This is a genomic window from Dankookia sp. GCM10030260, from assembly GCF_042666655.1.
Classification (GTDB): domain Bacteria; phylum Pseudomonadota; class Alphaproteobacteria; order Acetobacterales; family Acetobacteraceae; genus Paracraurococcus.
This window is the reverse complement of sequence record NZ_JBHTDE010000003.1, coordinates 135,418-148,500: the sequence shown is the minus strand read 5'-3', so window position 1 is coordinate 148,500 and position 13,083 is coordinate 135,418. Positions and strand designations below refer to the sequence as shown.

Here is a 13,083-nt window from a genome sequence, read left to right as displayed (position 1 = left end):
TTATGCGAAGGCCCGTTTCGGTCGCCCTCGATCTGGTCTAATCAGCCATCATGAGCCTGCGTCCCCGCATCCTGCCTTTCGCCCTCGTCACCCTCGCCCTCGGCCTGCTCCAGGGCTGCGGCGGCGATACCGCGCGCACGTTCGGCTTCACCCGCGACGCCCCGGACGAGTTCCAGGTGACGACCCGGGCGCCGCTCTCCCTGCCGCCCGCGCTCGGCGAGTTGCCGGTCCCCCGTCCCGGCGCGGTGCGGCCGCAGGAACTCTCGGCCCGCGCCGCCGCCGAATCGACGCTGTCGCCCAGTGCCGCGCTGGGGACCAGCAACCCGGCCCGGCCGAGCACGGCCGAGGCGGTGCTGCTGACCCAGGCCGGCCGCCCGGCCAGCCCCGATATCCGCCGCCGGGTGGACGAGGAGAGCCTGAAGCTCGACAGCCCCGATCGCAGCCTGGTCGACCGGCTGATCTTCTGGAAGGAGCCGGAGAAGCCCGGCATCGCGCTCGACACCCGCCGGGAATCCCAGCGGCTGCGGGAGAATGCCGCGCTCGGCCGCGACCCGACCGAAGGCGAGACCCCGATCATCCAGCGCAGCCAGAGCAGCAACCCGGTCACCCGGCTGTTCGAGAGCATCTTCTGACCCGCGCCACCACGCGCCCGGTGGCGGGGCGTCGCGGGGCGGGTTGGCGTTCCGGCTCCCGCCTCCCACATGCGGGGGCATGCCCAGCGTGACCCGTCGTACCGCCATCGCCTCGGCCGCCGCCCTACCGGTCGCCCTGTCCCTCCCCACCGAACCGGCATTGGCCGCGCCGCCGGTGCTGCCGGCGCCTGAGGACCAAGCCAAGCTGGCCGGTGACCGGCCGCTGTTCGGCGCGACGACCTGGACCCTGCCGAACGGCCTGCGGGTGGTGCTGGCCGAGAGCCGCCGCGTCCCGGTCGTCGGCCACTACCTGTTCTATGCCGCCGGCGCCGGGGAGGACCCGGCCGGCCGCGGCGGCACCGCGCATTTCCTCGAGCACATGATGTTCAAGGGCAGCGCCAACGTGGCCCCCGGCGCCCTGTCGCTGGCCGTGGCGCGGGAGGGCGGGCAGGACAACGCCTTCACCTCGCGCGACGTCACCGCCTACCACCAGACGGTCGAGGCCTCCCGCCTCCCCTTGGTCATGCGGATGGAGGCCGACCGCTTCGCCGGCCCGCTGGTGCCGCCCGACACGGTCGAATCCGAGCGCGCCGTGATCCTGGAGGAGCGCCGCCAGCGCACCGACAGCAATCCGCGCGCCCGCTTCTGGGAGGAATTCGAGGCATCGCTCTGGGGCGCGCAGCATTGGCGCGGCCGGCCGATCATCGGCTACGCCGACGAGATCCGCGCCATCACCCGCGACGACCTGATGGAATTCTACGCCCACCGCTATGCCCCGGCGAATGCCGTGCTGGTGGTCACCGGCGATGCGCGGGAGGCCACCGTCCGCGCCCTGGTGGACGAATTCTACGCCGGCGTGCCGGCCCGCCGCGTCGACCCGCGCGGCCGTGCCCCGGCGGCGGCGCAGCCGGCCGCGGCCCGGCTCATCCGCCACGATGCCGGCGTGCGGGAGGCGAGCTTCCTCCGCGCCGCCATGGCGCCGTCCCTCACCCACGGCGACCGCCAGCAGGCCTGGGCGCTGGAAGCGCTGGGGCATCTGCTGGGCGGCGGCCAGGGCAGCCGGATGCACAGGGCGCTGGTCGAGACCGGCCTCTGCGTCTCGGCCAATGCCTCCTATGACGGCGAGGCGGTCGGGCCGACCTCCTTCGTGCTCTCGGCCCTGCCGCGCCCCGGCGTGGCGCCGGAGACGGTCGAGGCGGCGATCGACGAGCTCGTGGCCAGGCTGCTGCAGGACGGCCCGGCCGAGGCCGAGCTGGCCCGCGCCCAGCGGCAGATCACCGCCGGCGCCTTGCTGGCGCTGGACGGCATCGGCGCCGCGCCGCGCATGCTGGGCTCGGCGCTGGCCTCCGGCCTGCCGCTGGAGCTGGTGGAATTCTGGCCGCGGCACCTGCGCGCGGTGACCCTGCCGCAGGTGACCGAGGCGGCCCGCGCCGTGCTCGGCCACGCCCCCGCCACCACCGGCTGGCTGCTGCCGGAAGGCGCCGCCGTGCCGGAGCGCAAGCTGTGACCCCCGCGCAGGCGCCCGTCCCGGGCGGCACCTCGGGCTTCAGCCTGCCGATCCAGGTCGTCGAGGCTGCGGGCGTGACCGCCTGGCTGGTCGAGGACCATGCGGTCCCGGTCGTCTCGCTGTCCTGGTCCTGGAACGGCGGCGCCGCGCTCGACCCCGCAGGGCAGGAGGGGACGGCGGCGATGGCCGCGTCGCTGCTGACCGAGGGCGCCGGGCCGCTGCGCGCCACCGACTTCGGCGACCTGCTGCGCGATGCCGCGATCAGCCTGAATTTCGGCGCCGACCGCGACCATTTCGAGGGCGGCTTCCGGGCGCTGGCCGATGCGCTGCCCGAGGCCGTGCGGCTGGCCCGCCTCGCCATGGCCGAGCCGCGGCTGGATGCGGATGCGGTCGAGCGGGTCCGTGCCCGCGCCGCCGCCGCCGCCCGCCGCGCGCTGGAGACGCCGCGCGGCCAGGCCGGCCGCGGCTTCTGGGCCCGCGCCTTCCCGGAACACCCGGCCGGGCGGCCCTCCGCCGGCACCGCCGAGAGCATCGCCGCCGTGCCGCCCGAGGCGCTGCGCGCCGCGCTCGACCGGCAGATGCGGCAGGGCGGGCTGCTGGTCTGCGCCGCCGGCGCGATCAACCCGGACGGGCTGCGCGCGGTCCTCGCCCAGCTCTTCGCCGGGCTGCCGGCCGGCACGCCGCCCGCCGTCCCGCCGCTGCCCGCCTTCCGCGCCTTCGGCCAGGCGGTGGTGGACTTCGCCTCGCCGCAATCCGCCGTGGTCTTCGGCCAGGAGGGCATGGGCGCCGAGGATCCCGACTGGGAGGCGGCGCAGGTGGTGCTGCGCATCCTGGCCGGCGGCGGCTTCGCCTCCCGGCTCATGCATTCGGTGCGGGAGCAGCGCGGCCTCGCCTATGGCATCGGCGGCGGGCTGGACGTGCTGTTCCGCCGCGGGGTCGTGGTCGGCTCGGTCGCCACCGAGAATGCCCGGGTTGCCGAGACGCTGGCGGTGACGCGGGAGGAATGGGCCCGCATGGCCAAGGACGGCCCGAGCGAGGCCGAGCGGGCCGACGCGGTCGCCTACATGACCGGGTCGCTGCCGCTGCAATTCACCGACAGCCGTCGGGTGGCGGATTCGCTGCTGTCGCTGCGGCAGAACGGCCGGCCGGCGGACTGGCTGGCCGGGCGGGCGGCGCGGCTGCAGGCGCTGACGACCGAGCGGCTGGGCGCGGTGGCGGCGCGGCTGCTGCAGCCGGAAACCCTGGCGGTGGTGGTGGCGGGGCAGCCGGTCGGGCTGTAGGGCGCCGGGCGTCTTGCGGCGGCCGGGCGCGTCCCTTGCGGACGCATGGACGGCGCCGGAGCCCGGGGCTGACCAGGATCGGCGGCCGGGATCGGATCGAATTCGGCACGACCGCCCTCTGGAGCATGCGCACGCCGCAGCGTCACTCCCCGGCCACAGGGTGATGTTGGCGCGCCAGTCCATGCCGCCGCGGCGTGCGGCGCGGTCGGCTGCTGAGCCGGCGCGGCGCAGCGGGCGGCCATCCGCGGTGGGGTGTCCCGGGCGGCGTCCACCGCCCGGGATGTCAGGTCAGCTGAAGGCCCAGTCCGGCAGGCTGCCTGGATGGGTCTCGTACAGGTGCGCCAATGCCCCCCAATCGACCGTGTTGTAGGCAGCCTCCTGCAGCGACGCGGCGGCCTGCAGCACGCCGAGCGGGTCGGTGACCGCGTGGAGTTCGCCCGAGGCGACCGGCAGCACGACCTTGTAGCCGGCGGTGCCGTCCACCTCGCCGGTGGTGCCTGCGCCGCTGCCCGCGGCGACGCTTTCGCCGTGCAGCACGATCTCCTTCGCCATGAGCGGTGTGATGCCGGCGAGGATCGCCTGCGCGTTGGGGTCCGCAGGATCGAAATGGAAGGTTTCGCGATAGTGCAGCGTCCGGTCCGGACCCGCGGTCGGGAAGACGGCGTCCGCGGTATGGTCATGCCCGGCCGTGCCGTGGTCATGCGCCGCCTTCGCCGGATCCAGCGTCAGGTTCAGCTGGATCGGGCCGTAGCTGGCCAGTCCCTCGCCGAGCTCCACGAAGCCATCCTGGTCGGCATCGCGCGCGATCGTGGGGCTCATCGCCTGGCTGTCGTCGTCGAAGCCGTGGATGTGCTGGACGTGCATCTGGTCGGGTTCGAGGCCAGTCGCCTCGATGCCGACCGCCACCGACCCGTGCGCGGCATCGAACAGGATGGTGACCTTGCCGGCGACGCCCGAGTTGTTCAGGGCGATCAGGTCGGTCGTATAGAATTGGAAGCCGTCACGCGTGTAGTCGTTCATGCCGTTCATAACATTTTCCGGTTCCATGGCGCTTTCTCCGACGGAACTTGCTGTTCCGCGAAGGCGCTACTGGCCTTGCCGACGGCACGGATGCGCAGCGTTCGCCGGATGGGGCCCTTGTCATCTTTCCACTGGCTGCGCGCACGGCTGCCAGGCGGGCGCGCGGTCGATGGCCCCTGGCTGCCGCTTGGCCTGCGGTCATGGGCAGCGCCGCGGGGCGTGCATGGGCCAAGGCCGGCGCCGTCTGCGCGTCGCCCTTGCCGGTGCCGGATCGGCGTCACGCCCCGGCCATACCAAGGGCACGGCTTGGCGGCGTCGGGCCGGCCGGCGGGCGGCTGTTCCCGAGGCAAGGCGCGGGCTATTCCTGCGGAGCATGGAGAGAGGCTGACATGACAGGGCCTACGGGATCGGCGGAAGCCTGGGAGGCGATCGGGCGGCTCGCGCGGGCGGCGCGCGCGGATGGCAGTGCGCCCTCCAGCATCCGGCCGCTCTTCGCCGCCGATCCGGAGCGCTTCGGGCGCTTCTCCTGGCCGGCCGACGGGCTGCTGCTCGACCTCTCCAAGACCTCGCTGAGCGCGGAGGTCCTTGCCGCGCTGCTCGGCCTGGCGCGCGCCGCCGGGCTGGAGCCGCAGCGCGACGCCATGCGGCGCGGCGAGGCGGTGAACCTGACCGAGCGGCGCGCGGTGCTGCACATGGCGCTGCGGGCGCCGCGCGATGCGGGGTTCCGGACCGGCGCCGAGGATGCCTCGGCCGAGGTGGCGGCCGTGCTGCAGCGGATGCGCGAATTCTGCGCCGCGGTGCATGGCGGTACGGCGCTGGGTGCGACCGGCCAGCGCTTCACCGACGTGGTCAATATCGGCATCGGCGGCTCCGACCTCGGCCCGGCCATGGTCAGCCGGGCGCTCTGGACCCCGGCCGCGCCGCTGCGCGCCCACTACCTCGCCAATGTCGACGCGCATGCCTGGGAGGCCTTGAAGCCGAAGCTCGACCCGGCGCGGACCCTGGTGCTGGTGGCGTCCAAGACCTTCACCACGCAGGAGACCATGACCAATGCCGCGCTGGTGCGCGGCTGGCTGGTGGCCGCCGTCGGCGAGGCCGGGGCGGGCCGGCACTTCGCCGCGCTCTCGACCAACCTGGGCGACACCGCCGCCTTCGGCATCGCGCCCGACCGGGTCTTCCCCTTCCGCGACTGGGTGGGCGGGCGATTCTCGCTCTGGTCGGCGATCGGGCTGTCCATCGCGCTCGCCCTCGGCTGGGACGCCTTCGCCCGGCTGCTGGACGGCGCCCGCGCGATGGACCGGCATTTCCTCGGCGCCCCGCTGGCGGAGAACCTGCCGGTGCTGCTGGCGCTGGCGGAGGTCTGGCATGTCAACGGCCTCGGCTACCCGACCCGCGCGGTGCTGCCCTACGACGAACGGCTCGCCCGGCTGCCGGCGCATCTGCAGCAGGTCGAGATGGAGAGCCTCGGCAAGCGGGTCATGCTCGACGGCAGCCCGGTGACGCGGGCCACCGGGCCGGTGGTGTTCGGCGAGCCGGGGACCAATGCGCAGCACAGCTTCCTGCAGCTGATCCACCAGGGCACCACCCCGGTGCCCTGCGACATCATCCTGGTGGCCCGGCCCGACCACGCCCATGCCGACAGCCACCGCAAGCTGCTGGCCAACGGCCTGGCGCAATCGAAGGCGCTGATGCGCGGCAAGACCGCGGCGCAGGTCGAGGCCGAGATGGCGGCGGCCGGCGCCGATCCGGCCGAGATCGCCCGGCTCACCCCGCACCGCGTCTTCCCCGGCGACCGGCCGAGCACCACCCTGCTGCTGCCGCGGCTCGATGCCTTCACCCTGGGCCAGGTGGTGGCCCTCTACGAACACAAGGTGTTCTGCCTCGGCGCGCTCTGGGGCATCAACGCCTTCGACCAGTGGGGGGTGGAGCTGGGCAAGCAGCTCACCGGGCCGATCCTGGCGGCGCTGGAGAGCGGTCGGCCGGGGGCGCAGGACGGTTCGACGGTGGGGCTGCTCGACGCCATCGCCGCGCTCTGGCCCGCCCCTGGCTGACCCGATGGCCATCCGCCTCCTGCCCGAGACCACCGCCAACCGCATCGCCGCCGGCGAGGTGGTGGAGCGGCCGGCGGCGGTGGTGAAGGAGCTGGTGGAGAACGCGCTCGATGCCGGTGCCAGCCGCATCGCGGTGACCCTGGAAGGCGGCGGGATCGAGCGGATCGTCGTCGAGGACGACGGCAGCGGCATGGGCCCGGCCGACCTCGACTTGGCGGTCGAGCGCCACGCGACCTCGAAGCTGCCCGAGGAGGCGATGCTGTTCCGCATCGCCACGCTCGGCTTCCGCGGCGAGGCGCTGCCCTCGATCGGCGCGGTGGCGCGGCTGACCATCACCTCCCGTCCGCTGGGCGGCGACGCGCATGCGCTGACCGTCGAGGGCGGCCGCAAGGGGCCGGTGGTGCCGGCCGCCGGCGCGCCGGGCACCCGGATCGAGGTCCGCGACCTGTTCTACGCGGTGCCGGCGCGGCGGAAATTCCTCAGGACCCCGCGCTGGGAGGCCGAGGCGGCGGTCGAGGCGGTGCGCCGCCTGGCGCTGGCCTGGCCCGGCTGCGGCTTCCGCGTGCAGACCGAGGGGCGCGAGGTGCTGTCCCTGCCGCCGCAGGACCGCGACGCGCGGATCCATGCGCTGCTCGGCGCCGAGTTCGCCGCCGCCGCCCTGCCCGTGCAGGCCGACGGCGGCGGGCTGCTGCTCTCGGGCCTCGCCGCCCAGCCGGCCCATACGCGGGCGACGGGGACCGAGCAGCATCTGGTGGTCAACCGCCGGCCCGTCCGCGACCCGCTGCTGCGTACCGCGCTGCGGGTGGCCTATCGCGACCTGATGACGGTCGGGCGCCACCCGGTCGCCGCGCTGTTCCTCGAGATCCCGCCCGAGGCGGTCGACGTCAACGTCCATCCGATGAAGACCGAACTGCGCTTCCGCGACGAGGCCGCGGTGCGCGGGATGCTGATCGCGGCGCTGCGCCGGGCGCTCTCGGGCGGGGCCGGCGGGGCGGTGGCGACGCCGGCCCTGACCCAGTACCGGCCGAGCCCGGGCTGGTCCGGCTGGCGGCCGCGGCCGCCCGCGCCGCTGCCGGCCGCGGCCGCGGCGCTCGGCCTGGCCGAGGCGCAGCTCGCCCTGGCGGCGGGACCGGCACCGGCTGCCGTCACCGGCACGCTCGGGCTCGGCTTCGCGCCGCCGCGGGCGCCGGCCGCCGAGCCCGTGGCCGAGGCGGCTGACTACCCGCTCGGCCGGCCGCTGGCCCAGCTGCTCGACACCTATATCCTCGCCGAGGCGCCGGACGGGGCACTGATCCTGGTCGACCAGCATGCGGCGCATGAACGCCTGACGCATGAGGCGCTGCGGGCCCAGCTGGTCGAGGGCGGGGTGCGCGCCCAGCCCTTGCTGCTGCCGGCGGTGGTCGACCTGCCGGCGGCGGATTGCGCCCGGCTGCTCGGCTTCGCCGCGCCGCTCGCCCGGCTCGGCCTGGAGCTCGAGGGGTTCGGCCCCGGCGCCCTGCTGGTGCGCGCCCTGCCGGCGCTGCTCGGGCCGGCCGACCCGGCGCCGCTGCTGCGCGACCTGGCCGAGGAGCTGGCCGAGAGCGACGAGGCCCTGGCGCTGGAGCGGCGGCTCGATGCGGCGGTGGCGCGGCTGGCCTGCCACGGCTCGGTCCGCGCGGGTCGGCGGCTGAACGGCGCGGAGATGGCGGCGCTGCTGCGGCAGATGGAGGCGACCCCGCGGGCCGCCACCTGCAGCCATGGCAGGCCGACCTTCCTGCGGCTCGGCCCGGCGGAGCTGGAGAAGCTGTTCGGCCGGCGCTGAGCGGCGGCGGGGCCGGCGCGGCCCGGCATGCGCACCCCGCCTGGAGCCGCGCAAAGGTCGCGATGCCGGGGCGGCCGCGGCCGCCTGCCCGCGACCCGGATCGGCGGCCCGTCGCGGCTGAAGGCCCGAGACAAGGCTCCAATCCGGGAAGCCGGGCTCACTGACTGCTTTTTTTGTGCAGTCGACGGTATCCATGCACCACGCTGCCCGTTTCCATAGCAGGTGCGTGCCGATGGGTCAGCCGGGTAGCAAGCCGCCCGCCTTCGCGTCAGCCACCCTGGCCTGTCCGCCCCAGCCGGAGGCGGGCTTCAAAACGCGCCCCTCGATGCCGTTGCGACGCGGCGAGAAGGGTCGAGGTTGGGCCTGCCCTGGCGTGTGCCTGGCGGGAGCGGGCCCAAGGTAGAAGCGGCCGGACCGGCGAGGGTCCGGCCGCACCGGCCGGGTGCAGCCTGGGCTGTTGGTTCCCCGGGGATTGCTGCGGCCGATGGCTGGCGCGCCCCGCAAAGGGGGCGCGACGATCAGAAATGGCAGCGCGCGGCCACGAAGCCAGGGCTGGCGAGCGAGCCGGGCACGGTCCCGCGGCTGTCGCCGAACCCGTCCGGCCGGCACTGAGGGCCCGGCGACATCTCGCACGCGTCGGGCCGGTCGAAGGCAGGGGCGCCGAGGGTAAGGCGCGGCCCGGCCGGCAACCCGGTGCTGGTTCGGCACCGACGCCGTCGCGGCCCTTCGGCGAGACCACGGTCATGAAGCCCTGGAACTTGGCGGCACGCCGGTGGCGGCCAGCGGGGTCGACCGGACCATCCCGGCCCCGAGGGTCGTGTCGAATCCGACCGAAATGATGACGATGCCGTCGTGGATCCCTTCCCACGCGAGAGGCGGGGCGATGGTGAGGCAACCCGGCCCGTTGGGGCGGCGATCGGGGCCGGAGGTCAGCAGCGTCCTGGCCGGGGCGAAGCCGGTGCTCCTGGTATCGGCATCGAAGGCGATCCGCCTCGAGACGTCGCGCCGGACCGGGTTCAGGGCGAAGGCGCCGTTCAGGCTGCGACCGCCGCGGGAGAGGCCGTAGAGCCCGACCGCCGGCTCGCCGTCCGTTCTGGTACCCTTGGCCGGGGCGTTGTCGGCCTGGACCTGCAGGTCCTGGCTGACGGCGTCGGACCAGAGCGACCCGCCGCCGAGATGGGCCGGCGCCAGGATGCGCTCCGGCACGCAGCCGCGGCTGCCGGGTTCGCGGCGATCCGGGCCGTGCCCGTATTCCGCCGGGGCATCGCTGAACCCCTGCGCGAAGCTCGAGCCGGCCGCGAGGCCAAGCGCGGCGAGGGGCACGCAACGAATGATCCTCATGATCCGTCCTCCCCCGGGGGCATGACCTTCGGCCCCAAGGACCCGGGACGCAGGCGCTGCCCCGTGGGAAAGTCCCGCAATATTCGTGCCACAAAAAATCGTGATTCGGGAGGTCAACCCTTGAATGCTCCAGGATCAAAACGGACGAAAGTGTGCCCGCCGCCCGGCCGGATCCGCGCCGGCCCGGGCTGGCATGGCCATTGCTGAAGTCGACCACCGGGGGCCGGCGTCCGGACCGCGCCCGGGAGAGCGATGCCCATGACGAGCCGCCACGACCTGACCCGCCGCAGCCTGCTGCAGGGCGCCGCCCTGGCCCTCGGCGGCATCGTCCCCGCCGCCGCGGCGACAACCACGATCGGCTTCATCTATGTCGGCCCGAAGGACGACTACGGCTACAACCAGGCCCATGCCGAGGCCGCCGCCGTCCTCAAGAAGATGAAGGACATCAAGGTCGTCGAGGAGGAGAAGGTCGCCGAGACCGCCGATGTCGAGCGCACCATGGAGAGCATGATCAGGCTCGACGGCGCCTCGCTGATCTTCCCGACCAGCTTCGGCTACTTCGACCCCTACATGCTGCGCATGGCCGCCAAGTATCCCAAGGTGCAGTTCCGCCATTGCGGCGGGCTGTGGGACAAGGCCCGCCACCCGATGAACACGGGCAGCTATTTCGGCTATATCGGCATGGGCCAGTACCTGAACGGCGTGGTCGCGGCGCATGCGACCAAGACGAAGAAGCTGGGCTTCATCGCCGCCAAGCCGATCCCGCAGGTGCTGGTCAACGTCAACAGCTTCTGCATGGGCGCCCGCTCGGTCGATCCCTCGATCACCGTGCAGGTCATCTTCACCGGCGAATGGTCGATGCCGGTCAAGGAGGCCGAGGCGACCAATTCCCTCGCCGGCCAGGGCGTCGACGTCGTCACCTGCCACGTGGACGGGCCGAAGGTGGTGATCGAGACCGCCGAGCGCCGCGGCATGTTCACCTGCGGCTACCATGCCGACCAGTCGAAGCTGGCGCCCAAGGGCTACCTGACCGGCGCCGAGTGGAACTGGAGCAAGGTCTATTCCGACTTCGCCGAGGGCATGAAGGCCGGCAAGGCGCCGGGCAATTTCGTCCGCGGCGGCCTGTCCGACGGCTTCGTCAAGATGTCCGCCTATGGGCCGAGCGTCTCGGCCGCGGCCAGGGCCCGGGCCGAGGCGGTGAAGGCCGAGATCATGCAGGGCGGCTTCGCCGCCTTCCGCGGCCCGTTGAAGGACAACAAGGGCAACACCGTCGTCGCCGCCGGCAACGCGCTCCCCGAGAGCGCGGTCGAGCTGGAATCGACCAATTGGCTGGTCGAGGGCGTGATCGGCGCCATCGCGTGAGCACCGCCGACGCCCCGGATGCCGCGGCGCGCGAGGGGCCGGGCGGCTCTCTCCCCGCCGCGGCCGCCGCGGGCGTCGGCATCCTCCCCGCCGCCGCGGCGGCGCCGGCGGACCGCTGGTATCCCTGGCGGCGGGCGGCGGAGGCAGGGATGGCGCCGCTGCTCGCCCTGCTCGGCGCCTTCGCTGCCTTCGCGCTCTTCCTGCTGCTGCTGGACAAGTCGCCGGTCGAATTCCTCGACCTCGTCTGGCGCGGCGCCTTCGGGTCGTGGTTCTCGCTGCAGAACACCCTGCAACGGGCGGCGCCGCTGCTGCTGACGGCGCTCTGCGTCGCCATCCCGGCCCGGCTCGGCTTGGTCATCATCGGCGGCGAGGCGGCCGTGGCGCTCGGCGGCCTGGCGGCGGTGGCGGCCGGGCTGCCCATCCTTGGCGCCCCGGCGATCCTCGTCTGGCTGGTCATGGGCCTGGCCGGCGCCGCGGCGGGGGCCTTCTGGATCGGCCTCTCGGGCTGGCTGCGGGCGGAGCGCGGGGTGAACGAGACCATCGCCTCCCTCGTGCTCGCCTATATCGGCCTCGCCTTGTTCAACCACCTGGTCGAGGGGCTGCTGCGCGACCCGGCCAGCCTCAACAAGCCCTCCACCTGGGGCATCGGCGACGCGCTGATGCTGCCGGCCCTGCCGGGCACCGACGTGCATCCGGGCCTGGTCATCGGGCTGCTCGCCTGCGGCTTCGCCTGGGTGCTGATCTCGCGCACCGCGATCGGCTTCGCCGGGCGGGTGACGGGCGGCAACCTGCGCGCGGCGCAGCTGCAGGGCCTGCCGGTGCGGAAGCTGATGATCGGCGCTTGCCTGCTGGGCGGCGGCTTCGCCGGGCTGGCCGGGATGATCGAGGTCGCCGCGGTGCATGGCCGGGCCAATGCCTCGCTGATCGCAGGCTATGGCTGGTCCGGCATCCTCATCGCCTTCCTGGCGCGGCACAATCCGCTGGCCATCGTCCCGATGGCGGTGCTGCTCGGCGGGCTCGGCGCCGCGGGCGGGCTGCTGCAGCGGCGGATGGACATGCCGGACGCGACGGTGGTGGTGCTGCAGGGCTTCATCTTCGTGGCGATCCTGGCCAGTGACACGCTGCTCGGCCGCTACCCTTGGTTCCAGCCGCGCAGGACGGACAGCTGATGGACGCCATCGCCACGGTCCTCGTCGCCATGCTGGGCGGCGCGCTGCGCGTCAGCACGCCCTTCCTGTTCGTCTCGCTCGGCGAATGCCTGACCGAGCGCGCCGGGCGCATCAACCTGGGCAACGAGGGCGTCATGGTCTTCGGCGCCATGATCGCCTACGCCGTCAGCGTCGAGACCGGCAGCCCCTGGCTCGGCGTGCTGGTCGCGGCGCTGAGCGGGATGCTGATCGGCGGCGTGCATGGGCTGGTCTGCGGCCTCAAGGGCGTCAACGACGTCGCCATGGGCATCGCCATCATGCTGGCGGGCACCGGGCTCGCCTTCTTCTTCGGCAAGCCCTACGTGCAGCCCTCGGCGCCGCTGCTGCCGAACATCCCGCTCGGCGCCTGGGCGGACAGCCCGCAGCTGCAGAACGCGCTGGCGGTGAGCCCGCTGTTCTTCCTCGGCATCGCGGTCGCCTTCGCCATGGCCTGGATGTTCCGCGCGACGCGGGTGGGGCTGCGGGTGCGGATCGTCGGCGAGAGCGAGGATGCGGCCCGCGCGCTCGGCCTGCCGGTCGAGCGCATGCGCTTCCTGGCGACCGCGGCGGGCAGCGGCCTGGCCGGCATCGGCGGCGCCTTCCTGTCGCTGTGCTACCCGGCATCCTGGAACGAGGGCCTGTCCTCCGGCCAGGGGCTGATGGCGGTGGCGCTGGTGGTCTTCGCCCGCTGGAACCCGGTGCATTGCATCACCGCGGCGCTGCTCTTCGGCGCGGCCGGGGCGCTCGGGCCGAGCCTCCAGACCATCGGGATCACCTGGGGGTACTACCTGTTCTATGCGGCGCCCTATGCGGTGACCTTGGCGATCCTGATCGCAACCGTGCAGCCCGGCCGGACCTTGAAGGGGATGCCCGGGGAATTGTCGATCGGGCGATAGGGAGCA

General features: G+C 73.8%; 10 protein-coding genes. 8 read left to right on the top strand and 2 right to left on the bottom strand.

Annotated elements, in window-relative coordinates:
• Positions 1-50: 50 nt before the first annotated feature.
• The 3 genes from ACFQS7_RS12265 to ACFQS7_RS12255 all read left to right on the top strand — a co-directional run bounded on the left by ACFQS7_RS12265 (position 51) and on the right by ACFQS7_RS12255 (position 3,419).
• The gene (locus ACFQS7_RS12265; RefSeq protein WP_380067358.1) at positions 51-632 is read left to right on the top strand and encodes a DUF3035 domain-containing protein; all 582 of its coding nucleotides are present in this window, start codon (positions 51-53) and stop codon (positions 630-632) included.
• Positions 633-711: 79 nt separating this feature from the next.
• The gene (locus tag ACFQS7_RS12260) at positions 712-2,139 is read left to right on the top strand and encodes a M16 family metallopeptidase (RefSeq protein ID WP_380067357.1); all 1,428 of its coding nucleotides are present in this window, start codon (positions 712-714) and stop codon (positions 2,137-2,139) included.
• Positions 2,136-3,419: a M16 family metallopeptidase gene (locus tag ACFQS7_RS12255; protein WP_380067356.1), complete on the top strand. Its 1,284-nt coding sequence runs from the start codon at positions 2,136-2,138 to the stop codon at positions 3,417-3,419. Before ACFQS7_RS12260 ends, ACFQS7_RS12255 begins: the two co-directional genes overlap by 4 nt.
• Before the next feature lie 288 nt (positions 3,420-3,707).
• Here ACFQS7_RS12255 and ACFQS7_RS12250 read toward each other — a convergent pair whose 3' ends face one another.
• Positions 3,708-4,439, bottom strand: a complete 732-nt coding sequence (locus ACFQS7_RS12250) for a hypothetical protein (RefSeq protein ID WP_380067355.1) — start codon at positions 4,437-4,439, stop codon at positions 3,708-3,710.
• Between the two features lie 389 nt (positions 4,440-4,828).
• Here ACFQS7_RS12250 and pgi point away from each other — a divergent pair, with 389 nt between their 5' ends.
• Positions 4,829-6,490, top strand: a complete 1,662-nt coding sequence (gene pgi / locus ACFQS7_RS12245) for a glucose-6-phosphate isomerase (RefSeq protein ID WP_380067354.1) — start codon at positions 4,829-4,831, stop codon at positions 6,488-6,490.
• 4 nt (positions 6,491-6,494) lie between these two features.
• A complete protein-coding gene (mutL, locus tag ACFQS7_RS12240) occupies positions 6,495-8,291 on the top strand; it encodes a DNA mismatch repair endonuclease MutL (RefSeq protein WP_380067353.1) in 1,797 nt (598 codons plus the stop codon).
• Positions 8,292-9,032: 741 nt separating this feature from the next.
• Here mutL and ACFQS7_RS12235 read toward each other — a convergent pair.
• The gene (locus tag ACFQS7_RS12235; RefSeq protein ID WP_380067352.1) at positions 9,033-9,632 is read right to left on the bottom strand and encodes a hypothetical protein; all 600 of its coding nucleotides are present in this window, start codon (positions 9,630-9,632) and stop codon (positions 9,033-9,035) included.
• A 258-nt stretch (positions 9,633-9,890) separates the two neighbouring features.
• Between ACFQS7_RS12235 and ACFQS7_RS12230 the strand changes: the two genes are divergently transcribed.
• The 3 genes from ACFQS7_RS12230 to ACFQS7_RS12220 are packed head-to-tail and all read left to right on the top strand — an operon-like array spanning position 9,891 to position 13,077.
• Positions 9,891-10,994 (top strand): BMP family ABC transporter substrate-binding protein, encoded by a 1,104-nt coding sequence (locus ACFQS7_RS12230; protein ID WP_380067351.1) that lies wholly within the window; start codon positions 9,891-9,893, stop codon positions 10,992-10,994.
• A complete protein-coding gene (locus ACFQS7_RS12225; RefSeq protein WP_380067350.1) occupies positions 10,991-12,163 on the top strand; it encodes an ABC transporter permease in 1,173 nt (390 codons plus the stop codon). Before ACFQS7_RS12230 ends, ACFQS7_RS12225 begins: the two co-directional genes overlap by 4 nt.
• Complete coding sequence (locus ACFQS7_RS12220) at positions 12,163-13,077, top strand: ABC transporter permease (protein ID WP_380067349.1); 915 nt, start codon at positions 12,163-12,165, stop codon at positions 13,075-13,077. The genes ACFQS7_RS12225 and ACFQS7_RS12220 overlap by 1 nt, the downstream gene beginning before the upstream one ends.
• Positions 13,078-13,083 lie beyond the last annotated feature (6 nt).

What these genes read in the sequence shown, in the direction of transcription:
- ACFQS7_RS12265 (WP_380067358.1), top strand. Translation starts at nt 51, where the DNA reads ATGAGCCTGCGTCCCCGCATCCTGCCTTTCGCCCTCGTCACCCTCGCC.
- ACFQS7_RS12260 (WP_380067357.1), top strand. Translation starts at nt 712, where the DNA reads ATGCCCAGCGTGACCCGTCGTACCGCCATCGCCTCGGCCGCCGCCCTA.
- ACFQS7_RS12250 (WP_380067355.1), bottom strand. Translation starts at nt 4,439, where the DNA reads ATGAACGACTACACGCGTGACGGCTTCCAATTCTATACGACCGACCTG.
- pgi (WP_380067354.1), top strand. Translation starts at nt 4,829, where the DNA reads ATGACAGGGCCTACGGGATCGGCGGAAGCCTGGGAGGCGATCGGGCGG.
- mutL (WP_380067353.1), top strand. Translation starts at nt 6,495, where the DNA reads ATGGCCATCCGCCTCCTGCCCGAGACCACCGCCAACCGCATCGCCGCC.
- ACFQS7_RS12235 (WP_380067352.1), bottom strand. Translation starts at nt 9,632, where the DNA reads ATGAGGATCATTCGTTGCGTGCCCCTCGCCGCGCTTGGCCTCGCGGCC.
- ACFQS7_RS12230 (WP_380067351.1), top strand. Translation starts at nt 9,891, where the DNA reads ATGACGAGCCGCCACGACCTGACCCGCCGCAGCCTGCTGCAGGGCGCC.
- ACFQS7_RS12220 (WP_380067349.1), top strand. Translation starts at nt 12,163, where the DNA reads ATGGACGCCATCGCCACGGTCCTCGTCGCCATGCTGGGCGGCGCGCTG.